At 69.1% G+C, this 23,946-nt stretch carries 24 protein-coding genes; 16 read left to right on the top strand and 8 right to left on the bottom strand.

All coding sequences use genetic code 11. The features are described from left to right. The first annotated feature begins 51 nt into the window (after positions 1-51). A complete protein-coding gene (gene rimO, locus QLQ15_RS15570; protein WP_283213668.1) occupies positions 52-1,401 on the top strand; it encodes a 30S ribosomal protein S12 methylthiotransferase RimO in 1,350 nt (449 codons plus the stop codon). Between the two features lie 558 nt (positions 1,402-1,959). On the opposite strand, the gene QLQ15_RS15565 is transcribed toward rimO, so the two are convergent. The 5 genes from QLQ15_RS15565 to QLQ15_RS15545 all read right to left on the bottom strand — a co-directional run bounded on the left by QLQ15_RS15565 (position 1,960) and on the right by QLQ15_RS15545 (position 6,390). After that, positions 1,960-3,225 carry an MgtC/SapB family protein gene (locus QLQ15_RS15565; protein ID WP_283213667.1) on the bottom strand — a complete coding sequence of 422 codons (1,266 nt, stop codon included), beginning with the start codon at positions 3,223-3,225 and terminating at the stop codon, positions 1,960-1,962. A 27-nt stretch (positions 3,226-3,252) separates the two neighbouring features. Continuing rightward, entirely contained in the window at positions 3,253-3,717 is a 465-nt protein-coding gene (locus QLQ15_RS15560; RefSeq protein ID WP_283213666.1) for a GNAT family N-acetyltransferase, read from the bottom strand. Continuing rightward, the gene (gene greB / locus QLQ15_RS15555; RefSeq protein ID WP_283213665.1) at positions 3,707-4,216 is read right to left on the bottom strand and encodes a transcription elongation factor GreB; all 510 of its coding nucleotides are present in this window, start codon (positions 4,214-4,216) and stop codon (positions 3,707-3,709) included. Before greB ends, QLQ15_RS15560 begins: the two co-directional genes overlap by 11 nt. A gap of 75 nt (positions 4,217-4,291) precedes the next feature. Beyond that, a complete protein-coding gene (locus tag QLQ15_RS15550; RefSeq protein WP_283213664.1) occupies positions 4,292-4,786 on the bottom strand; it encodes a copper resistance protein NlpE in 495 nt (164 codons plus the stop codon). A 77-nt stretch (positions 4,787-4,863) separates the two neighbouring features. Continuing rightward, the gene (locus QLQ15_RS15545) at positions 4,864-6,390 is read right to left on the bottom strand and encodes a helicase HerA-like domain-containing protein (protein WP_283213663.1); all 1,527 of its coding nucleotides are present in this window, start codon (positions 6,388-6,390) and stop codon (positions 4,864-4,866) included. Positions 6,391-6,612: 222 nt separating this feature from the next. On the opposite strand from QLQ15_RS15545, the gene QLQ15_RS15540 reads away from it, so the two are divergent. From QLQ15_RS15540 to QLQ15_RS15525, 4 genes are read left to right on the top strand one after another with little or no spacing between them, the layout of a single operon-like run. Further along, complete coding sequence (locus tag QLQ15_RS15540; protein WP_283213662.1) at positions 6,613-8,169, top strand: transglycosylase SLT domain-containing protein; 1,557 nt, start codon at positions 6,613-6,615, stop codon at positions 8,167-8,169. After that, positions 8,166-8,702, top strand: a complete 537-nt coding sequence (locus tag QLQ15_RS15535; protein WP_283213661.1) for a hypothetical protein — start codon at positions 8,166-8,168, stop codon at positions 8,700-8,702. Before QLQ15_RS15540 ends, QLQ15_RS15535 begins: the two co-directional genes overlap by 4 nt. A gap of 57 nt (positions 8,703-8,759) precedes the next feature. Then, the gene (locus tag QLQ15_RS15530) at positions 8,760-9,407 is read left to right on the top strand and encodes a DUF6891 domain-containing protein (RefSeq protein WP_283213660.1); all 648 of its coding nucleotides are present in this window, start codon (positions 8,760-8,762) and stop codon (positions 9,405-9,407) included. A gap of 5 nt (positions 9,408-9,412) precedes the next feature. Then, complete coding sequence (locus QLQ15_RS15525) at positions 9,413-10,099, top strand: lysoplasmalogenase (protein ID WP_283213659.1); 687 nt, start codon at positions 9,413-9,415, stop codon at positions 10,097-10,099. Positions 10,100-10,144: 45 nt separating this feature from the next. Here the strand turns inward: QLQ15_RS15525 and asd are convergent, their stop codons facing one another. Then, on the bottom strand, positions 10,145-10,990 hold the full coding sequence (gene asd, locus QLQ15_RS15520; protein WP_283213658.1) for an archaetidylserine decarboxylase: 846 nt from the start codon (positions 10,988-10,990) through the stop codon (positions 10,145-10,147). A gap of 97 nt (positions 10,991-11,087) precedes the next feature. Continuing rightward, positions 11,088-11,741: an SCO family protein gene (locus QLQ15_RS15515; RefSeq protein ID WP_283213657.1), complete on the bottom strand. Its 654-nt coding sequence runs from the start codon at positions 11,739-11,741 to the stop codon at positions 11,088-11,090. A gap of 98 nt (positions 11,742-11,839) precedes the next feature. On the opposite strand from QLQ15_RS15515, the gene prmB reads away from it, so the two are divergent. The 9 genes from prmB (at position 11,840) to QLQ15_RS15470 (ending at position 20,801) form a co-directional block, all read left to right on the top strand. Continuing rightward, positions 11,840-12,784 carry a 50S ribosomal protein L3 N(5)-glutamine methyltransferase gene (gene prmB / locus QLQ15_RS15510; protein WP_283213656.1) on the top strand — a complete coding sequence of 315 codons (945 nt, stop codon included), beginning with the start codon at positions 11,840-11,842 and terminating at the stop codon, positions 12,782-12,784. A gap of 180 nt (positions 12,785-12,964) precedes the next feature. After that, positions 12,965-13,531: a PH domain-containing protein gene (locus tag QLQ15_RS15505; RefSeq protein WP_283213655.1), complete on the top strand. Its 567-nt coding sequence runs from the start codon at positions 12,965-12,967 to the stop codon at positions 13,529-13,531. Between the two features lie 87 nt (positions 13,532-13,618). After that, complete coding sequence (gene aroC, locus QLQ15_RS15500) at positions 13,619-14,722, top strand: chorismate synthase (RefSeq protein ID WP_283213654.1); 1,104 nt, start codon at positions 13,619-13,621, stop codon at positions 14,720-14,722. Beyond that, positions 14,715-15,743 carry a 2-hydroxyacid dehydrogenase gene (locus QLQ15_RS15495; protein WP_283213653.1) on the top strand — a complete coding sequence of 343 codons (1,029 nt, stop codon included), beginning with the start codon at positions 14,715-14,717 and terminating at the stop codon, positions 15,741-15,743. The genes aroC and QLQ15_RS15495 overlap by 8 nt, the downstream gene beginning before the upstream one ends. A gap of 66 nt (positions 15,744-15,809) precedes the next feature. Continuing rightward, a complete protein-coding gene (locus tag QLQ15_RS15490; protein WP_283213652.1) occupies positions 15,810-16,166 on the top strand; it encodes an NIPSNAP family protein in 357 nt (118 codons plus the stop codon). Between the two features lie 82 nt (positions 16,167-16,248). Then, positions 16,249-17,274 carry an aspartate-semialdehyde dehydrogenase gene (locus QLQ15_RS15485; protein ID WP_283213651.1) on the top strand — a complete coding sequence of 342 codons (1,026 nt, stop codon included), beginning with the start codon at positions 16,249-16,251 and terminating at the stop codon, positions 17,272-17,274. 112 nt (positions 17,275-17,386) lie between these two features. Beyond that, positions 17,387-19,306 (top strand): type IV pilus assembly protein FimV, encoded by a 1,920-nt coding sequence (locus tag QLQ15_RS15480; protein WP_283213650.1) that lies wholly within the window; start codon positions 17,387-17,389, stop codon positions 19,304-19,306. Positions 19,307-19,350: 44 nt separating this feature from the next. After that, positions 19,351-20,154: a tRNA pseudouridine(38-40) synthase TruA gene (truA, locus tag QLQ15_RS15475; protein ID WP_283214039.1), complete on the top strand. Its 804-nt coding sequence runs from the start codon at positions 19,351-19,353 to the stop codon at positions 20,152-20,154. Further along, the gene (locus tag QLQ15_RS15470; RefSeq protein ID WP_283213649.1) at positions 20,151-20,801 is read left to right on the top strand and encodes a phosphoribosylanthranilate isomerase; all 651 of its coding nucleotides are present in this window, start codon (positions 20,151-20,153) and stop codon (positions 20,799-20,801) included. The genes truA and QLQ15_RS15470 overlap by 4 nt, the downstream gene beginning before the upstream one ends. Before the next feature lie 25 nt (positions 20,802-20,826). On the opposite strand, the gene QLQ15_RS15465 is transcribed toward QLQ15_RS15470, so the two are convergent. Continuing rightward, the gene (locus QLQ15_RS15465; protein ID WP_283213648.1) at positions 20,827-21,714 is read right to left on the bottom strand and encodes a LysR family transcriptional regulator; all 888 of its coding nucleotides are present in this window, start codon (positions 21,712-21,714) and stop codon (positions 20,827-20,829) included. A gap of 76 nt (positions 21,715-21,790) precedes the next feature. Here QLQ15_RS15465 and trpB point away from each other — a divergent pair, with 76 nt between their 5' ends. Together trpB and trpA are read left to right on the top strand one after the other, a co-directional pair. Then, the gene (gene trpB, locus QLQ15_RS15460) at positions 21,791-22,999 is read left to right on the top strand and encodes a tryptophan synthase subunit beta (protein WP_283213647.1); all 1,209 of its coding nucleotides are present in this window, start codon (positions 21,791-21,793) and stop codon (positions 22,997-22,999) included. A gap of 126 nt (positions 23,000-23,125) precedes the next feature. Then, positions 23,126-23,926, top strand: a complete 801-nt coding sequence (gene trpA, locus QLQ15_RS15455; protein ID WP_283213646.1) for a tryptophan synthase subunit alpha — start codon at positions 23,126-23,128, stop codon at positions 23,924-23,926. The last annotated feature ends 20 nt before the right edge of the window (positions 23,927-23,946 follow it).

The following is a 23,946-nucleotide window of genomic DNA, read 5'->3' as shown; positions in this document are numbered from 1 at the left end:
ATGGATGGCCGGTGCGCCTGTTCCGCGTTCACGTCCCACAGCGATCCCTCCATGTCCCTTGCCAATCCAAAAGTCGGTTTCGTCAGCCTCGGTTGCCCGAAGGCGCTCGTCGATTCCGAACGCATCCTCACCCAGCTGCGCGTGGAGGGGTACGACATCGTCCAGACCTACGACGATGCCGACGTGGTGGTGGTCAACACCTGCGGTTTCATCGATTCGGCCGTGACCGAGTCGTTGGACGCCATCGGCGAGGCGATCGCGGAGAACGGCAAGGTCATCGTCACCGGCTGCCTGGGCAAGAAGCCCGAGCAGATCCGCCAGGCGCATCCGGGAGTGCTGTCCATCAGCGGCCCGCAGGACTACGGCAGCGTGATGACCGCCGTGCATGCGGCGCTGCCGCCGAAGCACGACCCCTTTCTGGACCTGGTGCCGGACACCGGCATCAAGCTCACGCCGAAGCATTACGCGTACCTGAAGATCTCCGAAGGCTGCAATCACCGCTGCAGCTTCTGCATCATTCCGTCGATGCGTGGCGACCTCGTGTCGCGTCCCGTCGACGACGTCCTGCGCGAAGCCGAGAAGCTCGCCATGGGCGGCGTGAAGGAGCTGCTGGTCATCTCGCAGGACACCTCCGCCTACGGCGTCGACGTGAAGTACGCCCCGCGCACCTGGCGCGGCCGCGAGTACGCCACGCGCATGAAGGCGCTGTGCGAAGGCCTGTCGGAACTGGGCATCTGGACGCGTCTGCACTACGTCTACCCGTATCCGCACGTGGACGACATCATTCCGCTGATGGCGGAAACCGGCGCCAATGGCATGCCGAAGCTGCTGCCGTACCTGGACATTCCGTTCCAGCACGCCAGCCCGCGCGTGCTCAAGCTGATGAAGCGCCCCGGCGCGGTCGACAAGACGCTGGAACGCGTCCAGCGCTGGCGTTCGATCGCACCGGACATCGCGATCCGCTCCACGTTCATCGTCGGTTTCCCGGGCGAAACGGAAGCCGAGTTCGAGGAGCTGCTCGACTTCCTCGACGAAGCGCAGCTGGACCGCGTGGGTGCGTTCGCCTATTCGCCGGTGGACGGCGCCACGGCCAACGCGCTGCCGGACGCCGTGCCGGAAGACGTGAAGCAGGAGCGCCTGGCGCGCTTCATGGAGCGCCAGGCGGACATCTCCGCGGCGAAGCTGGAAGCCAAGGTCGGCACGACGCAGCGCTGCCTGGTCGACGCGCTTGACGGTGAACTGGCCATCGCACGCTCGATGGCGGATGCGCCGGAGATCGACGGACTGGTTCAGATCCAGAACGGTTTCATGGCCGGGCTCAAGCCGGGTGAGTTCGTCGATGTGGAGATCATGGGAAGCGACGAGCATGATCTGTTTGGTGAGGTTGCGTTCGACGATTGAGGTGGTGGACGTGGCTGCGGTCGCTGCCTGACGGGTCATCCCGCGGCGGCGGGACACCACTGCCGTCATTCCCGCGAAGGCTGGACCAATGCCGTCATCCCGCGAAGGCTGGACCACTGCTGTCATTCCCGCGAAGGCGGGAATCCAACTTTCAGTCGCCACACTCGTGATACGTCGGGCACGTGGATAGTGCCGCCATGCGGCGACCCAGAAGACCCCGCCTTCGCGGGAATGACGGCAACCACTGCAAAGACAACGGCAACAGCAAAAGCAAAAGCTTCCGCCCGAAAACGGGCGGGTTACTTTTGTCTTGGCAAAAGTAACCAAAACCGCTGGCTCCCTCCGCGATCCGCCGCTGCGCGGCGGTTCCCTGCGCTCCTCGCCAGAAAAGGGTCGTCGCCCAAACTCGCGCCGCTTCGCGGCACTCAAACAGTGGGCGACTCTTCGCCCTTTTCCGGCTCCGGTGCTCGGCTCGCTCCGAAGTCGCAAAATCCACGACAACAGCAACAGCAACAGCAACAGCAACAGCGCTTCAGGTGAGTTGCGCGTTAGGCCGCGTCATACGCTCACCACCCACCACGTCACGCCCGCGCCGGCCAGCGCCATTCCCAGCAGTCCCGCGCCCACGTGCAGTGCGTAGCGGCGGTTGCCGCTGGCGAAGGCGAGGGCGGTCTTGGCGATGGTGCTGGACACCAGCAGGCCGACGATGCCCCATTGCGCATGCGGCAGGCTCAGTCCGCCGGTGGCGGACAACTGGCCGATGCTCGCCGCGGCCGCCTGCAGTTCGGCCAGGGCGACCAGCATCGCGGTGACCACCGCGCCTGCTTCGCCGAAGATCGTTTTCAGCCACGCCGACAGCACCAGTACGGCAGCGATGATCACCGCCAGCAATATGCCGTGGCTCAGCTTGAAGGCCCGCGCTTCGGGTTCGCGTGGTAGGTCGGGCGATTCGCCCTGTCGGCGCAGGCCGATCGCCGCGGCCAGTGCAAGCATGACGGCCGCCGCCGTCAGCGGCCATGCGCTGGCTAGCACCAGCGCGGGGGCCACCGCGAACAGCACGCCCACCAGCAACAGCAGCGAGGCGAGGTTCGCCAGCAGCGCAGCCGATGCGGCCGATGCCGTCAACGCCGCGTCGTCGCGCGTGCGCTGGCCGAAACCGGCGACGGCTGCGGTGGACGAGGCGAAGCCGGAGAAGAAGCCCGCCACCGGCAACCCCCAGCGCCCGCCCACCGTGCGCAGGGCGATGTGGCCGAGCATGCCCACCGCCATCACCAGCACGACCAGGCGCCAGAGCTTCGAGGGCACCAGCACGCCCCACGGGTCGACCGGTGTGTCGGGGAGCATCGGCAGGATCACCACCGCCGAGGCCAGCAGCAACAGACCGTCCTGCACTTCGCGTTCGCTGACGATGTCGCGGGCGAAACGCTGCAGCGGCTGTTTGGCGAACAGCAGTGCCGCGGCGATGACGCCCAGCCCGCCGGCAATGGATGCGTTGTGGTGCGCGTAGGCCGCGAGTGTCGCCGTGACCAGCAGCGCCATCTCGCCGGTGAGGCCCGGGTCGGTGTCGCGGGTACGAAGGTACGCCGCGAGTGCGAGCACGCCGACGGCCAGCACCACCGCGACCAGCACCAGCGGATCGAGTGTCGCCGCGACCGCCGCGGCGATGGCGACCATCGCGTGCGTGCGCACACCGGCGATGGTGGGTCCGCCGCCCAGATGATGGCGTTCGCGCACCACGCCGATCAGCAGGCCGATGGCGATGGCGGTGAGCAGCCCCTGCGCCTGGTTGTCCACGTCGGCTCCGTCGATACGCGTTGCGGCCACGCTACACCAGCCGCGTGCGGGTTGCCGTCAGCGCCAGTGCCAGATCATCGGGGTGCGCAGGATGCCGCGGTCGAGCTGCTCGGGCTGCACTTCGACGAATCCGAACCGGTCGTACACCGCCCGCGCGTGACGCGAGGCGTTCACGGTGACCGGCGCGGCCGGGTCGGCGTGCTCGCGCACCGATTCCCACAGGCGTCGCGCCACGCCCAGGCGCTGTGCCTCTTCGGCAACGAACAGGTGGTACAGGTGGGAAGGCAGGCGCAGTGCGGCCACACCGACGATGCGATCGCCGCGTTCGGCGACGACGTAGCGGTAGCCTTCCTGCAACCGCTCACGTGTTTTCTCCTCGGACATCGACTCCAGCAGCGCGGCGGCGCCTTCCTCACTGCAGTCCGGCACGATCCAGCGCCGTGCAAGGCCCCGCACCAGCACGCTGATTGCGGCCGCGTCGCCAGGCATCGCGGGACGCAGTGCGATGGGATCAGGCTGCATCGTCATAGGCGACGTCGACGATCACGAAACGTGCGGCGCCTCCCGGCAGCATGGCCTCGAACTCGTCGTCCAGGCGCTTTTTCAGCATCGCCCGCGCCAGCGGCGAGTCGATGCTGATCCAGCCGGCCTTCGCATCGGTCTCATCGGGACCGACGATGCGGTAGCGCTGGGTTTCGCCGCTGGTGATGTCCTCGATCTCGACACGCGCGCCGAAGAACACCGCTTCGGGATCGCTGGGCACGGTGTCCACCACGCGCAGGGCCGGCACGCGCTTGCTGAGGTAGCGCACGCGCCGGTCGATCTCGCCCAGCTGCTTCTTGCGGTAGGTGTACTCGGCATTCTCCGAGCGATCGCCCTCGGCCGCGGCGGCGGCCAGGGCCTTGACCACTTCCGGGCGCTGCACGCGCCACAGGTCGTCCAGCTCGGACTTGAGCCGGTCGTGGCCTGCGCGCGTGATCAGCGCGGTGCTCTTTTCAGGCGGTGGTCGCCAGCGACCCATGCGGTGCTCCGTTAATGCGTGCCGCACATCGTGGCGTATCCGGTGCGAAGCGCAATCATCGACGCACCGCGCGCGTCACGGCGTGGCGCGCTTGAGGTTGTACGGCAGGCTGCTTTCGATGGCCTTGCCTTCCAGGTCCAGCTGGCGGATCTCGTCCTGCGACAGGATCGCGAACAGGCGGTCGCGTTCGTCCTTGCTGTTGGGATCCAGGCGCAGTCGCTGGTCGTTCTCCTCGACCGTCCAGGTGCCGTCGCCATGGAGCTCGGGTGCGGTCCGCTCCTGGTAGCTCTCGGTGATCGTGTACGTGCCGTCCGTTGCAAGGACGATGCGCGTGTCGATGCCGGGGCAATCGGCACAGGGCAGGGTGCCGGTGAAAGTGCCGGCGAAGGCCTTCACGTCGAACGGCGCCCTCTGTGCGACGGGACCTGCATCGGCAGCGGGTGTGGTCGTGGCCGGCTCGACGGGCGGCGCGGCGGTCTCTGCCGGAGCCTTCGGCTTGCACGCGGACAGCGAGAGTGCACACAGCAGAGCACATGCGAGCGTCGCGGACATCGAACGGGATTCATGCATGACGAACTCCTTGCGTTGCGGGTCGGAGGATAGCCCCCGTGGTAAGGGCCCCCCGGGATGCTGCGCGAAGCGCAGGATCAGCGCTTACCGCCGAAAATGCTGCCAAGCAGTCCACGCACGATCTGCTGGCCGATGCGGTTGCCCACCGTGCGCGCGGTCTGCTTGGCCATGGTTTCCACCATGCCCTGGCGCCGTTTCGTGCCGAACACCGCGTCCTTCACGGACTGACTGAAGCCGCTGTCCTGCGCTTCATCCTGTTCGCGCGTGCGGGCCGGCGGCGCCTTGGCCTGCTGCGCGGCGGACTCGGCGCGCGTGGCGAGCATCTCAGCGGCCGATTCGCGGTCCACGCGCTGGTCGTACTTCTGGCCGACCGGACTGGTGCCGCGGACGTGGACGCGCTCGACCTCCGTGATCGCGCCCATGCGACAGCGCGGTGGCGCGACCAGCGTCTTCTCCACCGGCATCGGCACGCCCTTGTCCTGCAGGGTGGACACCAGCGCCTCGCCGGTGCCGAGCTGCGAGATGGTTTTCGCGACGTCCAGCGCCGGATTGGGCACGAACGTTTCCGCAGCGGTCTTCACCGCCTTCTGGTCGCGTGGCGTGAACGCGCGCAGCGCGTGCTGCACGCGGTTGCCGAGCTGGCCGAGGATCTCGTCGGGCACGTCGTCGGGGAACTGCGAGCAGAAGTACACGCCCACGCCCTTGGAGCGGATCAGACGCACCACCTGCTCCACGCGCTGCTGCAACGCGGGCGGTGCGTCGTCGAACAGCAGGTGGGCTTCGTCGAAGACGAACACCAGTTTCGGTTTGTCCAGGTCGCCCACTTCCGGCAGCGTCTCGAACAGTTCCGACAGCAGCCACAGCAGGAAGCTGGAATACAGGCGCGGCTTCAGCACCAGTTGTTCGGACGCGAGGATGTTGACCGTGCCGCGGCCGTCGGGCGTGGTGCGCATGAGGTCGGACAGTTCCAGCGCCGGCTCGCCGAAGAACATCTCGCCGCCTTCCTGTTCCAGCCGCAACAGCGAACGCTGGATGGCGCCGATGGACTGTGCGCTGACCAGGCCATAGCTGGTCGAGATGTCCTTGCGCTCGTCCGCCACCAGCCCCAGCAGGGCGCGCAGGTCTTCCAGGTCGAGCAGCAGCAGGCCGCGATCGTCGGCCAGCTTGAACACGATGTCGAGCACGCCGGACTGCGTGTCGTTGAGTTCGAGCACGCGCGAGAGCAGCGTCGGGCCCATCTCGCTCACCGTCGTGCGCACGGGATGGCCGAGCTTGCCGAAGAGGTCCCAGAACACGACCGGGTTGGCTTCGTGCGCGTAGCCGTCCATGCCGATCTCCGCCGCGCGCGCCTGCAACTTGTCGTTCGGCGTCCCCGCCACCGCAAGTCCCGCGACGTCGCCCTTCACGTCGGCCAGGAAGACCGGCACGCCCAGCCGCGAGAAGCCTTCGGCCAGTGTCATCAGCGTCACCGTCTTGCCGGTGCCCGTGGCGCCGGCGACCAGCCCGTGGCGGTTGCCGAACCGGGGCAGCAGGAAGACGTGCCCCTGCGTGTCGGGCAGCGAGGTGGGCGTGGTGACGGCTTTGCCGATCAGGATCGGGTCCATGGCGGACTCCAGGGGGAGGTGCGGCGATTGTGGACGAGCGCCGCGCCGCAGCGGAAGCGTGGCCGGTGGCGCATCGGAAGGAGGTTTTCTTGCATTTCCGGGCGAAGGGGTTGATCGCATTGTGATGGCAGCCCCGTTCATGCGACTTCACGGCGACAAGGCTTGCCGCGGCTCGAAGCACGCGGCTAACCTGCCGGCTGCCCCCGCTGTCCGTTGCCGTCCATGCCTGTACTTGCCCGTTCTTCCGTTGCGCTGCTGGCGCTCGGCCTGGCTGTCGTTTTCGCGCCCGATGCCCATGCCCTTTCCAAGCGTGACCAGGCCGCGGTCGATGCCCTCAACCAGCGCATGCAGGCGGCGGAGACGCGCTATCGCCAGGGGCTGGTCGCCATCGCCAACGCGGACCCGGCCGGACGCACCGAGGTCGATGCGTCGCTGGAGGACATGGAGGACGTGATGGCCGCCTGCGTGAAGCAGAAGGGCTGTTCGCCCACGACCATGCTCACCGCCTACAAGCGCCTGCTGAAGCAGAACGCCGATGTGGCCGCCGGCGACGAAGTGCCCGAGGACAACGACGACGAAGGCCCCGGCAGCGTCACCGCCGACGTGCCCGAGGCCGCGCGCGCCGCCGCGCTGCTCAGCGCCGACGGCCAGCAGTTCGTGAAGATGGTGCAGTACAACCCGGCCGTGCAGGCCGGCATCCGCCGCTGGCTGACCGACATGCGCCCGGCGCTGATCGACAGCTTCGAGAACTACCAGTACATGCGCCAGCTGATGTGGCCGCAGTTCCAGCGCGCCGGCCTGCCCGAAGCGTTGCTGTTCGGCGTGATGGCGAAGGAATCCAACGGGCGCGTGCATTCCACCTCCCGTGCCGGCGCGGCCGGGCCGATGCAGTTCATGTACAGCACCGGTCGTCGTTTCGGCCTGGGCGAGGACGGCACCGGCTTCGACACGCGCTACGACGCGCGTGCTTCCGCGCAGGCCGCGGCGGAGTACTTCAACGAGCGCCTGGGCCAGCTCAACCGCAGCATCGAGCTGTCGCTGGCGGCCTACAACGGCGGCGAGGGCCGTGCACAGCGGGTGTACGGCAGCACGGGCGGCCGCAACTTCTGGGACGAGTCGGTCTACAACCAGTTCCCGGCCGAAACCCGCGACTACGTGCCGATGGTGATCGCCGCGGCATGGCTGTTCCTGCATCCGAAGGAATACGGCCTGACCCTGCCGAAGGTCGATGCGCACCCGGCGATGCTGCGCCTGTCCAAGCCCAGTTCGATCTACGAACTGACCATCTGCCTGGGCAACGGCGGCACGCGCGAGGGGTTCATGCGCGCGCTGCGCAACCTCAACCCGCGTTACGAGGCCGACCGCTACCTGCCGACCGGCACGACGCTCAACGCGACCACGAAGATCGTCGGCCTGTATGGCCGCTACTGCGTGCAGGGCCAGCGCGCCGACCTGGCGCATACGCTGGTGATCAGCGATGCCAGTTCCGCGATCGTGCGCACCGGCCCGGTGACGCCGCTGCCGTCGGACGACGCCGTGTACGAGGCCGAGAGCGCCGGCACGGGCTCGGCGGGCGCACCGGCCCCGAGTGCGCCCAAGGCGCGCGCGAAGCCGTCGCGGCCGACGTCCTACACCGTCAAGCGCGGCGAGACGCTCACCGCCATCGCGCAGAAGTTCCAGTGCGATACCGGCGACCTGGCCCGCGCCAACAAGCTCAAGGCGCCGCGCTACTCCATCAAGCCGGGACAGAAGCTCAAGCTCAAGGGCTGCGAGGGATGAACCCGCGCACGGTCGGCGTCCTGCTGGCCGTGCTCTCCGTGACCGCGGCGCCGTTGCCGGCCGCACCGCCGCGGGCGGCGCAGGCCGAAATCTACGTATCGGCGCCCAAGGACATCTGCTTCCGCACCGCCGCCACCGAAAGCGGCTGGGGCGACTGCATCCGGCTGCGCGACGAGCTGGTGCTCCGCCCGGCGATCGGCAGCGGGTACGACGTCGGCCTGGAGACGGTCTGGACGAACGGACATTCGTGCTCGTTCCATGGCACCGGTCGACGCGAAGGGACGCGCCTGGTCGCCACCAGCTCCGGTCAGCCGCAGTGCCCGCTCGTGCTGGAGTTCCACGGCGGCTCGATCACCACCTCGTACCCCGGGCCCGGGTGCATTCCCGAGTCGTGCGGGGTGCGCGGCACCATCGACGGGGTCGTCCTGGAGCGCGTTCCGTGCTCGCCACCCGATGGCGTGCGATCGGCCAACGAGGACGTTCCCGAAGGGTGCACCCGACCGGCGACCCCCGCTCCGGCACCGGAAGGTTGAGTACAGCCCCCGGACGGAGGAAGCTACGCCGGTCGAAGGGGACGACAGGGGGTTGGCATGGCCTGGAACTGGTTCGCCGGACTCTTCCGGCGCGGTAATGGCGTGGCACCGGCGGACGCGCAGGCGTTCGACGAACTGGTGAACGAGCTTCGCGACTACATCGTGCGCGACCTGCGCGGCGGCTACGTGGCGCCGGACGCGATCGTCGAGGGCGCACTGGAAGTCGTCGACGCACAACCGCACGGGGAGGCGCTGTTGCGCACCCACGCGCAGCGCATCCTGGAGGACGAGATCTCGGCCTATCGCACCGATAGCGCCGCATGGCCCGCACTGACCGACCACGACCGCCTGGAGCAGGCGTTCGCGACACTGGAATCGCAGGGCGTGGTGTGCCGGCAGAACTTCACCTGCTGCGGTACCTGCGGCGTCGCCGAGATCGGCGAGGAGATGCGCGCCACCCGCGAGCGCGGCGGTGCCGTGCAGGGTTACGCCTTCTTCCACATGCAGGACACGGAAAGCGCCATCGACGGCCACGGCTTGTACCTCAATTACGGCGCGGTCGAGGAGGACGAGACGGCGGCGAAGTCGGTTGCGCGCAGCATCGTCGCTGCGATGTCCGCGGCGGGCCTTCCGGTGGAATGGGACGGCGACTGGGGCAAGCGCATCCGCGTGGGGTTGCAGTGGCAGCGGCGACTGGCGCTGTGACGGGCATGACGTCGCCCGCGCTGCGCGGTGCCATCGCGGTCAGCGCGCTGCTCGCCATCGCGGGTGCGTATGCATCGCACATGCCCTGGCTGCACTGGGTGTGCAAGCCGTTGACCACCCTGCTGATCGCGTCCATCGCGTGGCGCGCATCGACCTCGCTGCCGCGTTACCGCGTCTGGCTGATCGCCGGCCTGCTGCTGTCGACGCTGGGCGATGTGTTCCTGATGTTGCCGATGGACGCCTTCGTGCCGGGACTGGCCAGCTTCCTGCTGGCGCACATCGCCTACCTGCTGGCGTTGCGGCAGCGCGGGCGCTGGTTCGCCGCGGCATGGCCGTTCGCGGTGTACGCGCTGGTTGCCGGTGCGGTATTGAGCCAGCTCTGGCCCGGATTGCCGGGCGAACTGCGTCCGCCGGTGGTGGTGTACGTGATGGTGCTCGCGGCGATGGCCGCGCAGGCGCTGGCCGTGTGGTGGCGTCAACACGACGCTGCCAGCGCGAGTGCCGCCTGGGGCGGCGCCTTCTTCGTCCTGTCGGATGCGCTGCTGGCGTGGGATCGTTTCGTCGCACCGTTCGCGGCGGCCTCCGCCGCGGTGCTGGCGAGCTACTGGCTGGCGCAGTGGCTGATCGCGCGCTCGGTGCCCGTGGCCACGGCAAGCGAAGCGCACCCGAGTCGTGAGCCGGTGACCTCGTGAGCACGTGACCCCGGGTGCGCTGCGCTCACCCGGGCCACGCAGGGATCAGGCGGTGCGCGTGGCCAGCTTCTGGCCCAGCCGCACCGGCGATTCCGCACCCAGCGCGGGTTCCAGCGCAGCCACGCCCGGCGGCAGCAGCACGATGACAGTGGAGCCGTAGTTGAAGCGCGCCATCTCGTCGAAGCGCTCCAGCGTGATGCCCTGGCCGCGGTAGTCCTTGCGGTTGATGCGGTCGCCGTAGTCGGGGATTTCCTCGCCGCTCCACACGGTTTCCACACCGGAGACCAGCAGCGCGCCGACCATCACGCAGGCCATCGGGCCGAAGTCGGTGTCGAAGTGGCACACCAGGCGTTCGTTGCGCGCGAACAGGCGCGGCACGTTCGCCACTGCGGCCGTACCGACGCTGAAAAGCCGGCCGGGCACATGCACGGTTTCGCGCAGCGTGCCGGTCCACGGCATGTGCACGCGGTGATAGTCCTTCGGCGAGAGGTAGACCGTGGCGAACAGGCCGTTGCGGAACGGCTCGGCCGATGCCTCATCGCCCAGCAGTTCCGCGGCGGTGAACGACTGGCCCTTGGCCTGGAAGATGCGACCGTTGTCGATCGGGCCGCACTGGCTGATGTGTCCGTCGGCCGGCATCAGGAATGAGCGCGGATCGGCGTCGGGAACACGCGCGCCGGGCTTAAGTGCGCGCGTGAAGAAGGCATTGAACGTGGGGTATGCCGTCGGGTCCGGCTGCGCGGCTTCGCCCAGGTTCACGCCGAAGCGGCGCGTCACCGTGTCGATCAGCCACTGCTTGAGGCGCGGGTTGTCGGAATACGCAAGCGAGCGCGCCATCGACGACAGCAGGCGGTGCGGCAGGACGTAGGTGAGGGCGGTGACCAGGCTCATTCGGATGGATTCGTTCGTCGTTCCTGCGCGGCGGCAGGCGGCCGTCGCGCGGCGCGGAAGAAGGCACAGCGCGCAGGGCGCCGCGGCGGAGTCGAGACTAGGGGCGCTTCGGCGACGCCTGCGTCAACACGATCATGTCGGCGGCGATGGCGCGCGGATCGAACGGCGGCTGCACGATGCCGGCCATGCGGCCCTGCGGGTCGAGCACCGCCATCGAGGCGCTGTGGTCCATCGAGTACTGGTCGGCGGGGATGCCTTCCGGTGGCGGCACCTTGGCGAAGACCATGCTCAGCGACTTGGCGAAGGACTCCAGCGCCGGCACGTCGGCGGTCGCCGCCAGCGTGTCGCGGTGGAAGGCGTGCGCGTACTCGCCGATGCGATCGGGCGTATCGCGCTCGGGGTCCACCGACACGAACAGCAGGCGCGGCCGCGTGGATTCCGGCAGCGCGGCCCACTGCTTCTGCGCCTTGGCCATGTCGGCCAGCGTGGTCGGGCAGACGTCGGGGCAGTGCGTGAAACCCAGGAACACCAGCGTCCAGTGGCCCTTGAGTTCGCCCGGGATCAGCGCGGTGCCGTCGGACTGGCGAAGGCTGTAGGCGGGCAGCTCGCGCGGCGGCGAGAACAACCGCACCGCCTGCGTGGCCGGCAGCGAGGACGGGACGGCCGGCGTGAAGAAGCGGTGCGCGGCCAGCAGGCCCAGGGCCGCGGCCAGTGCGGCGATCAGAATGGTGACCGTGGTGCGGTTGAACATGGCGTGTGCGGGCCGGCCCTGGAATGCGAGCCGGCATGATACCGGGCCGGGCCCCGTATAATCACCGACCCCATCGCCGTCCCCCGCCAGGCCCCGCCATGACCGGCTCCGCGCCCCTCCAGACCGCCCAGTTCGAGCAGGTCTCGATCATCGACCTGATCCGCTTCGGCGGCAGCCGCTTCAACGAGGCCGGCCTGACCTTCGGTCACAGCTACGACAACGCGCTGGACGAAGCCACCCAGCTGGTCCTGCACGCGCTGCACCTGCCGCACGACCTCAGCCCGGTGTACGGCAACTCGCGTGTCACCGCCGATGAGAAGACGAAAGTGCTGGCGCTGTTCGAGCGCCGCATCGCCGAGCGCATCCCGGCGGCGTACCTGACGGGCGAGGCCTGGTTCGCCGGCCTGAGCTTCAAGAGCGACCGACGCGCACTGGTGCCCCGTTCGCCGATCGCCGAGCTGATCACCACCGGCTTCGAGCCCTGGCTGGGTGGGCGCGATGTCGAGCGCGTGCTCGACCTGTGCACAGGTTCGGGCTGCATCGCCATCGCCACCGCGCACTACCACCCGCACTGGCAGGTGGACGGCGTGGACATCAACGACGAGGCACTGTCGCTGGCGAAGGAAAACAAGGAACGCCTGCACGCGGGCAACATCACGCTGCGCAAGTCGGACCTGTTCAACCAGTTGCAGGGCGAGGTGTACGACCTCATCGTCACCAACCCGCCGTACGTCACCAACGACGAGACCGACGCGCTGCCGAAGGAATACTCGTACGAGCCCGAACTCGGCCTGCGTGCCGGCGACGATGGGCTGGACCTGGCGCTGAAGATCCTGCGCGACGCACCGGACCACCTGAGCGAGCACGGCCTGCTGATCTGCGAAGTCGGCGAGGCCGAGAACGCGCTGGTCGAACTTCTGCCCGAGCTGCCGATGGCATGGGTGGAGTTCAAGGTCGGGCAGATGGGCATCTTCGTGGTCGAGCGGGCAGACCTGGTCGAACACCACGCGAAGATCAAGGCGCTGGCGGACGCGCGGCCCTGAGGGCGGCCGCCACTCCTCGATCAAGCGGTGGCGCGAATCGCGTCGCAGAAGATGCAATGAACCGGACCGTGATGGCGATCATCACGCGCGGGCCAAGCGCTTCGCAGAACGGCACCTTCCTCCGGCCATCCACCATCACCGGGGGCCACAATCGCGACGGGGAATCAAAGGACCGTCGCTATGGCCGAACAGCGAGCCAACAACCACCGCTATGCCGTCGTCGCGCCGCCATCGGCAACGTGGAAGATCGTGGCCGTCTTCGCCGCCGCACTCGTGGCCTCGGGCCTGTCGTTTGTACTGACGCAGTCCGGGCATGGCAGTGTGTTCGCTCCTGCTTCGTGGGTGGCCACTGCCGGCGCGGCGTTCGCACTGGTCGTGCTATGCCTGCTGCAATGGCGACGGTCGGTCGCGATCGAATCGGACATGCTGGTGGTCCGCGCCGGGCTCAACACACGACGCATCCCGGTCGCCGCCATCGAACTCGCTCGTGCGCGCATCCTTGACCTGGAGCGGCAGGCGGAACTGCTGCCCGGCCGCAAGACACTCGGCGCTTCACTGCCCGGCTACCAGACCGGCTGGTTCCACACGCGCCAGTGGGGCAAGGGCTTCTACCTGCTGACAGAGCGCCGGCGCGTGCTTTGGCTGCCCGAACGCGACGGCCCGCACCTGCTGTTGTCGCTGCATGAGCCGCAGGTGTTGCTGGCCGCGCTCAACGCGATGGTGCCCCGACGCGATCCGGGCTGGTAGGCGAAGCGCGGCTTCGCGAGGGGAGGTTCCAGCAGCAACCAAATCCGATTGCTAAAGTTGGCGCTTTCCGCGACGCAGGTTGGGCCCGTGTCCAGCAATACCTTCGGCAAACTCCTCTCGGTGACCACCTTCGGCGAAAGCCACGGGCCGGCCATCGGCTGCGTGATCGACGGCTGTCCGCCGGGCATCGCCATCGCGCCGGACGATTTCCGCCACGACCTGGAACGACGCGCCACCGGCCGCACGCGCCATACCTCGCAGCGCCACGAGGCCGACGAGGTCGAGATCCTCAGCGGCGTGTACGAGGGCGTCACCACCGGCACGCCCATCGCGCTGCTGATCCGCAACACCGACCAGCGCAGCAAGGATTACGCGAAGATCGCCGAGCAGTTCCGCCCGGGCCACGCGGACTACACCTACTGGCAGAAGTACGGCATCCGCGACCCGCGCGGCGGTGGGCGCTCCTCCGCGCGAGAGACGACCATGCGCGTGGCCGCCGGTGTGATCGCGAAGAAATGGCTGGCCGACCGCTTCGGCGTGCGCGTGCAGGGCTGGCTGTCGCAGATCGGCGAGATCGTGCCGCACGGCTTCGACCTGGCTGCCGTTGAAGACAACCCGTTCTTCTGGCCCGACACCCGCCAGGTGACGGAGCTGGAGCTGTACATGGACGCGCTGCGCAAGTCCGGCGATTCGGTCGGCGCGCGCGTGGACGTGATCGCCACCGGCCTGCCGCCGGGCTGGGGCGAGCCGATCTACGGAAAGCTCGACGGTGAACTCGCCGCGGCGCTGATGAGCATCAACGCGGTGAAAGGCGTGGAGATCGGCGACGGCTTCGGCGTGGTGCCGCAGAAGGGCAGCGAGCACCGCGACCAGCTCACGCCGCAGGGCTTCGCCAGCAACCATGCCGGCGGCATCCTGGGCGGCATCAGTACGGGACAGCCGCTGCGCTGCTCGGTGGCCTTCAAGCCGACCTCCAGCCTGCGGCTGCCGATCGACAGCCTCGACACCGACGGCAACGTCGCCGAAGTCGTCACCACCGGCCGCCACGACCCGTGCGTCGGCATCCGCGCCACGCCGATCTGCGAAGCGATGGTCGCGCTGGTGCTGATGGACCAGGCGCTGCGACACCGCGCGCAGTGCGGCGACGTGGGCGAGGTGACGCCACGGGTCCCAGGGCAGATCGATGGCTGAGGTCCGTCCGCGCGTCTGGGTCTCGCAACCGCTGTTCGGCGACATCGTCGGACGGCTGCGCGAAGACTTCGACGTGGTGGAAACGACGCAGGTCGGCAAGCATCCGCCCGCGGAGATCGCGACCGCGTTGTCGTCCAGTGTCGGTGCGCTGGTCACGCTCAACGACCCGATCGGCGCGGCCGAAGTGGCCAACGCGCCGCGCCTGCGCGCCATCGCCAACGTCGGCGTGGGCTACAACAATCTCGACGTGCCGGCGCTGACGGCCGCGGGCATCGTCGTCACCAACACGCCGGACCTGCTCACCGAGACCACGGCCGATTTCGGCTTCGCGCTGATGATGGCTGCCGCGCGCCGCATCACCGAAGCCGAGCGCTGGCTGCGCGATGGCCAGTGGCGACAGTGGAGCTTCGAGACGATGCTGGGCGTGGACCTGCACGCCAGCACGCTGGGCATTCTGGGCATGGGGCGGATCGGGCAGGGCATCGCGCGACGCGCGGCCGGCTTCGGCATGCGCGTGCGCTACCACAACCGCTCGCCGCTGCCGGCGGAAATCGAGCGCGAGTGCCATGCCGAGTACGTCGATTTCGACACGCTGCTGACCAGCGCCGACCACCTGGTGCTGGTGTTGCCGTACTCGCGCGCGGTGCATCACCTGATCGACGCCGGCGCACTGGCGAAGATGAAGCCCACCGCCACGCTGACCAACATCGCACGCGGTGGCATCGTCGACGAGGACGCGCTGGCCGATGCGCTGGCGGGCGGTCGCCTCGCCGCGGCAGGCCTGGACGTCTACGAGGGCGAGCCCGCGGTGAATCCGCGCCTGCTTGCGCTGCGCAACGTGGTGCTGACCCCGCACATCGCCAGCGGCAGCCTGGCCACGCGCCGGGCGATGGTCTCGTTGGCCGTGGACAATCTGATTGCCGCGCTCGGCCGCGGCCCGCAGGCGGGGCATCCGCCCACGCCGGTGAACGCCGATGCGCTGGCGGCTGCAGGAAAACCGGGGCTCAAACGCGGCGCCTGACCGCGTCGCCGCGCGCGTGCCGGATAATCCGGTCCGCGCGATTCCACCGCCCCGGAAAATCCCGCCATGCAGCGTCTCGTCCAGATCCGTTCGTACCAGCTCCAGCCCGGCATGCGCACGCCGTTCCACCGCGCGTTCATCGAGCAGGCCATGCCGATGCTGCGCGACTGTCATCACGACGTGGTCGCCCACGGTCCGTCGCCGCACCAGGACGATGCCTACTTCCTGATCCGTGCCTACGACGACCTCGCCGACCTCAACGCGCGGCAGGATGCCTTCTACGGATCGGCGCAGTGGCGCCAGGGCCCGCGCGAGGCGGTGCTGGCGATGATCCGGACGTACCTGGATACGGTACTGTGGCTGTCTCCGGACGCCGTCGAGGACCTGCGCCGCCGCAATGCCGGCGCCGCAGGGCCGGGCTGACGTCGACGTCTTTCGCAACACCCGCCGGAATGGGTCCGGCGGTCGCTCCAGCGGTACTCCTCCAACCTCGAAGAAGGAAACAATGAACGCCAAGAACTCCTGCAACGTGGCCATCGTCGGTGCGACCGGCGCCGTGGGCGAAGCGATGCTGCGCATCCTCGCCGAACGGAAATTCCCCATTGGCAACTTGCACCTGCTGGCGAGCTCGCGCTCGGCCGGCGAGAAAGTCGAGTTCGGCGCGAAAAAAATCGTGGTGGAGGACCTGGCGACGTTCGACCCGAGCGGCATCGACATCGCGTTGTTCTCGGCTGGCGGCAGCGTGTCGAAGGAATACGCGCCGAAGTTCGCCGCGGCCGGCGCGGTGGTGATCGACAACTCCTCGGCCTTCCGCTACGACGCGGACGTGCCGCTGGTGGTGTCGGAGGTGAACCCGGAACAGGTGAAGAACCGCCCGCGCGGGATCATCGCCAACCCGAACTGCTCGACCATGCAGATGCTGGTCGCGCTGGCGCCTATCCACCGCAAGGCCGGTATCGAGCGCATCAACGTGGCGACCTACCAGTCGGTGTCCGGCGGTGGCCGCTCGGCGCTGGAGGAACTGGGCCGCCAGACCGCCGCGCTGCTCAGCTTCCAGGAGCCGAACCCGGAGCGGTTTCCGGTGCAGATCGCGTTCAACCTGATCCCGCACATCGACGACTTCCAGGACAACGGCTACACCAAGGAAGAGATGAAGCTGGTGTGGGAGACCCGCAAGATCCTCGGCGACGAGAGCATCCAGGTGAACCCCACCGCGGTGCGCGTGCCGGTGTTCTACGGCCACTCCGAGGCGGTGAACGTGGAAACGCGCGAGAAGATCAGCGCCGCGCAGGTGCGCGAGATGCTGCTCACGGCGCCGGGCGTGGAAGTGGTGGACGAACCGAAGGCGGGTGGCTACCCGACGCCGGTCACCCACGCCTCCGGCAATGACCCGGTCTACGTGGGCCGCATCCGCGACGACTACTCGCACCCGCGGGCGGTCAACCTGTGGATCGTGTCGGACAACATCCGCAAGGGCGCCGCGCTGAACGCGGTGCAGCTGGCCGAGCTGGTCCTGGCCGAACGCGGCTGACCCGGCCGCAACCCCGAATCCGCCGCCGCAGTCGCATTCGGCGGCGGATTCAATTGCCCGAAGCCCCCGCGACAGATAGAGTCGCGCCCCGGGGACGGGCACGGGATCCGAAGTGAAACAACAGCTTGTCAGACAAAGCTCCGCCAGACGCTACGCGCGCACCGCGCTGGCGTTGGCGATGGCGTTGGCCAGTGGCGCCGCCTCGGCGCTGGGCCTGGGCCAGATCGAGGTCAAATCGCGCCTGGGCCAGCCTTTCCTGGCCGAGATCCCCATCGTTTCCAGCGACCCTGCGGAGCTGGAGAACCTGCAGGCCGAGCTCGCCTCGCCGCTGGTCTTCGCCCGCGTGGGCCTGCAGCCGCCGATGGGCGTGGTGGCGCAGTTGCAGTTCACCTCCGCGCTGGATTCCCGCGGCAACCCGGTCATCCGCGTCACCACCGAACAACCCGTCAGCGAGCCGCTGCTGACCTTCCTGGTCTCGGTGGACTGGGGTCAGGGCCGCCTGGTGCGCGAATACGCCGCGCTGGTCGACGCCCCGCGCACGGTGTCGGCGCCGTTGCAGCCGGCCATCGAGGAGACGGTCGTCTCCGAACCCAACACGATCGAACGCGAGCCCGAAGCCGCGACGCCGATCGCCGCCGAAGCGCCCGCGCCGGAAACGCCGGCCGAGGAAGCGGTGGCCGAGGCGCTGGCGCGTGAGGAAAGCGCCGACGCCGACAACGCCATCCCGGCCACGCCGCAGCCCGAGCCGCCGGCGCAGGTCGCCGTCGCCACACCGCCGCGCGCACCCGTGCCGCAGGCAGGACAGGCGCTGTCGGATCAGTACGCGGTCAAGCGCGGCGACACGCTGTCGGAAATCGCCGGTCGCATGCAGGGCGAGGGCTTCACCCTCGACCAGGCCATGATCGCGCTGCTGCGTGCCAATCCCGATGCCTTCATCGGCGGCAACATCAACCGCCTCAAGGCCGGCGCCGTGCTCGACGTGCCCGTCGGCGACCAGCTGGCCAGCGTGGATGCCGGACAGGCACGGCGCCTGGTCGCCAGCCAGATCCAGCAATGGCGCGATGCGCGCCGTGCGGTGCCGCAGCCGGCGCTGGAGGGTGGGGCGGTGGCCGCCACTTCCGGCGCTCCGGCCGGTGGCGCGACGGCCGCAGCTTCGACCGCGAGTGCCGGCACGGCTTCGGCCGCACCGGATGCGCGTCTGGAAATCGTCCCGCCTGGCGCCAGCCGCGCCACGCAGGCGGGAACGCAGTCCGGCATCGACGCCGGTGGTGAGGGCGAGATGCTTCGACAGGAACTGCAACAGAACCAGGAAACCATCGCGGCCCGCGAGGCCGAGGTGAAGGAACTCAAGAGCCGCATCGCCGACCTCGAACAGTTGCAGCAGAAGCAGCAGCAGTTGATGTCGATGAAGGACAGCGAGCTGGCCGCCGCGCAGCAGCGCCTGGCGCAGGCCAACAAGCAGGCGGCGTCGAGCGAGACCGGTGGTTCCGCGTTGCCGTGGATCATCGGCGGTGGCGCGCTGTTGCTGGCGCTGGTCGGCGGCTGGTGGTTGCGTCGTCGCCCCGCCAAGCCGGTGTTCCGCGCACCGACCCAGCCTGCGGCCACCCGGCCGTCCATCATGGATGCCTTCCTGAAAATCGACGACGAGAAGGTCGAACCGGCCGTCGACGCGCAGCCCAGCGAACCCGCGACCGCCGAAGTGGCGGAAGCGAGCGAAGCGTCCGAGCCCGCCTTCGAGTTGACGCCGCAGCCTGCGCGCGCGAATGCCCGTCCGGCGCCCGCACGCCCGGCCCCGGCCGCACCTGCGGCGCCGATCGCTCCGGCGTGGCATGTCGATGCCAGCAACGGGCGCCGCGGCCATGTCGAACCCAGCCTGGCGATGCAGCCGGGCCAGGAGCGCCTGGAACTCGCGCGCGCCTACCTCGACCTGGGTGACCATGACAGCGCCCGCCAGTTGCTCAGCGAAGTGGTGATCAACGGCGACCTGGCCGCACGCCAGCAGGCGTCGCGGATGCTGCAAGACCTGGAGTAACCGTGACGGAAGAGCCGTCCGCCGCCGACGCGGGTGTCGTGGACGTGCCGCGCTCGCAGCGCTTCGCGCTCGGCGTGGAATACGACGGCAGCGGCTTCTGCGGCTGGCAGCGCCTGAGCAAGCACGGCGAGCCCGAGCGCGAAGGCGAGGAAACCCTGCAGGCGGCGTTGGAGAGCGCCATCTCCTTCGTCGCCGGGCATCCGGTGGAAACCATCTGCGCCGGCCGTACCGATGCCGGCGTACACGCGGCCTGCCAGGTCGTGCATTTCGACAGCCATGCGCCGCGCGATCCGCGCAGCTGGATGCTGGGCGTGACCAGTCGCCTGCCGCCATCGCTCGCGGTGCGCTGGTGCCGGCCCATGCCGCCGGACTTCCACGCGCGTTTCTCCGCACGTGCACGGCGATATCGGTATCGCATCCTCAACCGGCCGGTCCGTGCCGCGCTGGGCCGCCAGTACCTGAGCTGGGAGCGCCGCCCGCTCGACGCCGACGCCATGCACCGCGCCGCACAGGTGCTGCTGGGCGAGAACGAGTTCTCCGCGTTCCGCACCGTGCATTGCCAGTCGCCGCACGCGTGGCGCGAGCTGCAGGACATCCGTGTCACGCGCGATGGCGACGTGGTCGAAGTGGAAGTGCAGGCCAACGCATTCCTGCACCACATGGTGCGCAACATCGTCGGCAGCCTGCTGATGGTGGGCAGCGGCGAGAAGCCGGAAGGCTGGATCGCCGAGCTGCTGGCCGGACGCGATCGCACCGTCGCCGGCCCGACCGCACCGCCGACGGGATTGATGTTCCTCGGCCCGCGCTATCCGGCGGAATGGAACCTGCCCGAGGAGGTCACGCTGTGAACGCGCCGCTGCGTACCCGCATCAAGTTCTGCGGCATGACCCGCGCGCAGGATGTGGCGCTCGCCGGCGAACTGGGCGTGGACGCGGTGGGCTTCGTGTTCGCCTCGAAGAGTCCGCGCCGACTGGACATCGAGCAGGCCGCCGCGTTGCGCGCGCACGCGATGCCGTTCGTCGATGTCGTGGCGCTGATGATGGACAGCCCGGCCGAGCTCGTGCGCGAGGTGGTCGCGCGGGTGCGCCCGACGCTGTTGCAGTTCCACGGCGACGAGGACGATGCCTACTGCCGTGGCTTCGGCCTGCCGTTTCTCAAGGCCGTGGCGATGGGCGGAACGGATGACGAGCCGGTGGCGGCGCGTTTCGCGCACCACCCGCATGCATCCGGGTTCCTGCTCGACAGCCATGCACGCGGCGGCAGCGGCGGCACCGGGCGCACGTTCGACTGGTCGCGCGTTCCGCATGGCATCGATCGACCCCTGCTGCTTGCCGGTGGCATCGGTCCCGACAACGTGTTCGACGCCATCCGCGCCGTGCAGCCGTGGGGCGTGGACGTGTCCAGCGGCATCGAGTCCGCGCCGGGCGAAAAAGATGCGGTGAAGATGCGGCGGTTCGTCGAGGAAGTGCGGCGCGCGGACGCAGCTGCCGACTGAACGTCGCGACGCAGGACGACGCCGATCACGTCGCCAGTGCCTCCCGGAGCCACTGCGCCAGGCGAAGCACGCGCGGATCGCCCGCGCGCTTTCGTTCCACCAGCACCCACTTCGCTTCCGTTTCGACGAAGCCCCACGGCGCGACCAGGCGTCCGGCCGCCAGGTCTTCGGCCACCAGCGGTTCCGGCGCGATGGCGACGCCGAGCCCGGCCTGCGCGGCTTCCAGCAGGTAGTAGAGGTGATCGAACCCGGTGCCGAGCGTCAGTGCGGCGGCATCGACGCCGTTGCGCGAAGCCCAGTCCGCCCACGCCTGCGGACGCGACTGCGTGTGCAGCAGGGGCACCTCCAGCAGCGCACGGGGAGAGGCCTCGCGCAGGCGCGCGAAATCGGCGGCACGCGGACTGATCACGGGGCCGATGCGCTCGGTCGCCAGCACGTGCACCTGCCACTCGGCGGGCCAGGGCGCCTGTGCGATCAGCAGGGCCGCGTCCAGACCGGTGAGCGCCGCGTCCGGGGTGGTCTCGCTGGCGGACAGGTGGAGCTTCAGATCGGGACGCTCGCGCGCCAGGCGGTCCAGCCGCGGAATCATCCATCGCGCCAGCACGCTACCCGGGCACCCCAGCACCAGCGGCGCGTGCTGGGGGCGGCGGCGCAGTTCGGACCAGGCCTGGCGTAATGGAACGAAGGCCGCGTCGGCGGCTTCGTGCAGACGCCGCCCGGCGGGGGTGAGCGTGAGGCCGCGCCCCTCGCGCACGAACAGGGCCGTGCCCAGTGCCTCTTCCAGCGCCTTCAGGTGCCGGCTGATCGCACCGTGGGTGACATGCAGCTCGTCCGCGGCACGGCTGACGCTGTCCAGCCGGGCCGTGGCCTCGAAGGCGCGCAGGGCGTTGAGCGGGGGGAGGTCGCGGCTCATGTCTGTGAGATTTGCTGACAGGTAGTGCCGATTTTATGCATGTTAATGCGACCGTGTCGCCGATAAAGTCACGGACATGACGACGCCCGACTACCACGCCTACCCCGACGCCACCGGCCACTTCGGCCGTTACGGCGGGCGTTTCGTTGCCGAGACCCTGATTGGGCCGCTGGAGGAGCTGGCCGCGGCCTACGACGCCGCGCGCATCGATCCCGCCTTCAATGCCGCGTTCGACGCGGACCTGGCGCACTACGTCGGCCGTCCCAGTCCGATCTATTTCGCGGAGCGCCTGAGCCGCGAAGTCGGCGGCGCGCGCATCCTGCTCAAGCGCGAGGACCTCAATCACACCGGCGCGCACAAGATCAACAACACCATCGGCCAGGCGCTGCTGGCCAGCCGCATGGGCAAGACGCGGATCATCGCCGAGACCGGCGCGGGCCAGCACGGCGTGGCCAGCGCCACGGTCGCCGCACGCCTTGGGCTGGAATGCGTGGTGTACATGGGCGCCACCGACATCGAGCGCCAGAAGATCAACGTCTACCGCATGAAGCTGCTCGGCGCGACCGTGGTGCCGGTGACCAGCGGTTCGGCGACGCTGAAGGACGCTCTGAACGAAGCGATGCGCGACTGGGTGACGAACGTGCGCGACACGTTCTACATCATCGGAACCGTCGCCGGGCCCGATCCTTACCCGCGCATGGTGCGCGATTTCAACGCCGTGGTCGGTCGCGAGGCGCGCGCGCAGATGCTGGCCGAATACGGCCGTCTGCCCGATGCGGTGACCGCATGCGTGGGCGGCGGCAGCAACGCGATCGGTACCTTCCACGCGTTCCTAAACGACGCATCGGTGCGCCTGGTGGGTGCCGAAGCGGCAGGCGAGGGCATTGCCACGGGACATCACGCCGCCTCGCTGGCGGCCGGTCGTCCGGGCGTGCTGCACGGCAACCGCACCTACGTGCTGTGCGACGACGACGGCCAGATCATCGAGACGCATTCGGTCTCGGCGGGCCTGGACTATCCCGGCGTCGGTCCGGAACACGCCTTCCTCAAGGACAGCGGCCGCGCGCAGTACGTCGGCGTGACCGATGCCGAGGCGCTGGCGGCGTTCCATCAGCTCGCGCGCACGGAGGGCATCCTGCCGGCGCTGGAATCCAGTCATGCGATCGCGCAGGCGATCAAGCTCGCGCGCGAACTTCCGCCCGACGGCGTGGTGCTGTGCAACCTTTCCGGACGCGGCGACAAGGACGTGCACACCATCGCCGCGCGCGAAGGCATCACGTTCTAGGCCACCCACTTCGCTGCCTCGCAAGGGGAAGGTCGGGGACGCGGACGGGACCATCCCTCCCTCCCATCCCGCCGCCTTCCGGGCCTTCCCCTTGCGAGGAAACGCGATCCCAGCCAACGCAGACCCATGAACCGCATCGACCGACGCTTCGCACGACTGCAGGCCGACCGCCGCAAGGCGCTGATTCCTTTCATGACCGCGGGCGATCCATCGCTGGAGGCCACGGTGCCGGTGATGCACGCGCTGGTCGAGGCCGGCGCGGACGTGATCGAGCTGGGGGTGCCGTTCTCCGATCCGATGGCCGACGGTCCCACGATCCAGCGCAGTTCCGAGCGGGCGCTGTCGCGCGGCGCCGGGTTGTCGTTCGTGTTCGACAGCGTGCGCACCTTCCGCGAGCGCGATGGCGATACGCCGGTCGTGCTGATGGGCTACCTCAATCCGGTCGAGATCCGCGGCGCCGAACGCTTCGCGCGTGAAGCGGTCGCGGCCGGCGTGGACGGCGTGCTGCTGGTCGATCTGCCGCCGGAAGAAGCCGACGTGTTCCGCGCCGCGTTCGCCGCACATGGCCTGGCGCTGATCCTGCTGGCATCGCCCACCACCAGCGACGCGCGCATGCAACGCTTGTGCGAAGACGCGCAGGGCTATCTGTACTACGTCAGCTTCGCTGGCGTGACCGGTGCGGACCGGCTCGACACCGGCGCTGCGACGACGCGCCTGCACGCGATCCGCAGCGGCAGCCGTGTTCCTGTCGTGGCCGGTTTCGGTATCAAGGACGCCGCCAGCGCCGCGGCGATGGCGCGAGAGGCCGATGGCGTGGTCGTGGGCAGCGCGCTGGTGTCGGCGTTGGCCGATGCACCGGACGCTTCCGTACGGGCACGCGCGTTCCTGACGCCGCTCCGGGAGGCGTTGGACGCCCTGCAGGCCTGAGCGGCCCTCTGCGCTAAACT

The sequence above is a fragment of the Lysobacter stagni genome (genome assembly GCF_030053425.1).
GTDB lineage: Bacteria > Pseudomonadota > Gammaproteobacteria > Xanthomonadales > Xanthomonadaceae > Lysobacter_J > Lysobacter_J stagni.
Note: the sequence above shows the minus strand (reverse complement) of the source record. Positions and strands in the feature narration are given on the sequence as shown.

What these genes read in the sequence shown, in the direction of transcription:
- rimO (WP_283213668.1), top strand. Translation starts at nt 52, where the DNA reads ATGTCCCTTGCCAATCCAAAAGTCGGTTTCGTCAGCCTCGGTTGCCCG.
- QLQ15_RS15560 (WP_283213666.1), bottom strand. Translation starts at nt 3,717, where the DNA reads ATGCAGCCTGATCCCATCGCACTGCGTCCCGCGATGCCTGGCGACGCG.
- greB (WP_283213665.1), bottom strand. Translation starts at nt 4,216, where the DNA reads ATGGGTCGCTGGCGACCACCGCCTGAAAAGAGCACCGCGCTGATCACG.
- QLQ15_RS15550 (WP_283213664.1), bottom strand. Translation starts at nt 4,786, where the DNA reads ATGCATGAATCCCGTTCGATGTCCGCGACGCTCGCATGTGCTCTGCTG.
- QLQ15_RS15545 (WP_283213663.1), bottom strand. Translation starts at nt 6,390, where the DNA reads ATGGACCCGATCCTGATCGGCAAAGCCGTCACCACGCCCACCTCGCTG.
- QLQ15_RS15540 (WP_283213662.1), top strand. Translation starts at nt 6,613, where the DNA reads ATGCCTGTACTTGCCCGTTCTTCCGTTGCGCTGCTGGCGCTCGGCCTG.
- QLQ15_RS15535 (WP_283213661.1), top strand. Translation starts at nt 8,166, where the DNA reads ATGAACCCGCGCACGGTCGGCGTCCTGCTGGCCGTGCTCTCCGTGACC.
- QLQ15_RS15530 (WP_283213660.1), top strand. Translation starts at nt 8,760, where the DNA reads ATGGCCTGGAACTGGTTCGCCGGACTCTTCCGGCGCGGTAATGGCGTG.
- QLQ15_RS15525 (WP_283213659.1), top strand. Translation starts at nt 9,413, where the DNA reads ATGACGTCGCCCGCGCTGCGCGGTGCCATCGCGGTCAGCGCGCTGCTC.
- asd (WP_283213658.1), bottom strand. Translation starts at nt 10,990, where the DNA reads ATGAGCCTGGTCACCGCCCTCACCTACGTCCTGCCGCACCGCCTGCTG.
- QLQ15_RS15515 (WP_283213657.1), bottom strand. Translation starts at nt 11,741, where the DNA reads ATGTTCAACCGCACCACGGTCACCATTCTGATCGCCGCACTGGCCGCG.
- prmB (WP_283213656.1), top strand. Translation starts at nt 11,840, where the DNA reads ATGACCGGCTCCGCGCCCCTCCAGACCGCCCAGTTCGAGCAGGTCTCG.
- QLQ15_RS15505 (WP_283213655.1), top strand. Translation starts at nt 12,965, where the DNA reads ATGGCCGAACAGCGAGCCAACAACCACCGCTATGCCGTCGTCGCGCCG.
- QLQ15_RS15495 (WP_283213653.1), top strand. Translation starts at nt 14,715, where the DNA reads ATGGCTGAGGTCCGTCCGCGCGTCTGGGTCTCGCAACCGCTGTTCGGC.
- QLQ15_RS15490 (WP_283213652.1), top strand. Translation starts at nt 15,810, where the DNA reads ATGCAGCGTCTCGTCCAGATCCGTTCGTACCAGCTCCAGCCCGGCATG.
- QLQ15_RS15485 (WP_283213651.1), top strand. Translation starts at nt 16,249, where the DNA reads ATGAACGCCAAGAACTCCTGCAACGTGGCCATCGTCGGTGCGACCGGC.
- QLQ15_RS15465 (WP_283213648.1), bottom strand. Translation starts at nt 21,714, where the DNA reads ATGAGCCGCGACCTCCCCCCGCTCAACGCCCTGCGCGCCTTCGAGGCC.
- trpB (WP_283213647.1), top strand. Translation starts at nt 21,791, where the DNA reads ATGACGACGCCCGACTACCACGCCTACCCCGACGCCACCGGCCACTTC.
- trpA (WP_283213646.1), top strand. Translation starts at nt 23,126, where the DNA reads ATGAACCGCATCGACCGACGCTTCGCACGACTGCAGGCCGACCGCCGC.